Origin of the sequence: Methylobacterium sp. WL18 (assembly GCF_008040015.1) — a bacterium.
GTDB classification, from domain to species: domain Bacteria; phylum Pseudomonadota; class Alphaproteobacteria; order Rhizobiales; family Beijerinckiaceae; genus Methylobacterium; species Methylobacterium mesophilicum.
The window spans coordinates 1-863 of record NZ_VRVD01001093.1; the positions used below are offsets into that span (position 1 = coordinate 1).

The window sequence follows — 863 nt, forward strand, 5'->3', positions numbered from 1 at the left end:
AGCCAGCAGGGCGCCCGCGTCACCCGGGTCGCGGGTCCGGACGGTGCACAACAGGTCGCCCCGGTGGCAATCGCGGTGGCGCCGTCGCCCGCCGTGGTCGCGGCCGGTCCCGGAGGGCAGCTCTATCTCAGCCATCCTGACGGCAAGGCTGTCACGGTGATCGCTCCGGATGGGGCGATGCGGCAATGGCCGGTCTCCGGCCAGGCCTTCGGACTCGCGGCGGACCCGGACGGGCGCGGCCTCTATGTCGGCGACTGGTCCGGCAACCGGGTGCTGCGTATCTCCACGCAGACCGGCGCGGTCGAGGCGGAGGTGGCGGTCGGGCGCGATCCGGCCGGGCTCACCGTCGGTGGCGCAGGTCGGCTCTACGTGGCCGAGCGCGAGGGCCGGAGCGTCGGCGTGGTCGAGACCGCCGGGATGACCCGGATCGCCGGCATCCCGGTGGGCGATGGGCCCTTCGCCCTGGCCTACGACCCGGTCCGCGACCGGCTCTACGTGGCCAACGTGCGCAGCAACGACCTCAGCGTCGTCGACGCCGCAACGCTCAGGCCCGTCGCCACGATACCGGTCGGGGCGAGCCCCTACGGCGTCGCCGTCAGCCCGGACGGGCGCCGGGTGGTCGTCACCAACCAGCATGCCGGCACCGTCTCGGTCGTCGATGCCGACGCGCTGACGGCGGTCGCCACGATTCCGGTGGGCCGCTATCCCGAAGGTGTGGCGATCCTCGGTGGACGCGCCTACGTGGCGAACTGGTTCTCCGACGACGTCTCCGTGGTCGACCTCGCGGCGCTGAAGCAGACCGGCCGGATCCCGGTGGCCGAGGGCCCGCGCACCGTGGTGGCGCAGCGTCAGGGGCCTGTCGC

Annotated in this window: 1 protein-coding gene; it reads left to right on the forward strand. The window is 73.8% G+C overall.

Translation table 11 applies throughout. The annotated features are described in order from the left end of the window. A partial coding sequence (locus tag FV228_RS31100) for a YncE family protein (protein WP_147857905.1) occupies positions 1-863 on the forward strand: 863 nt, incomplete at both ends.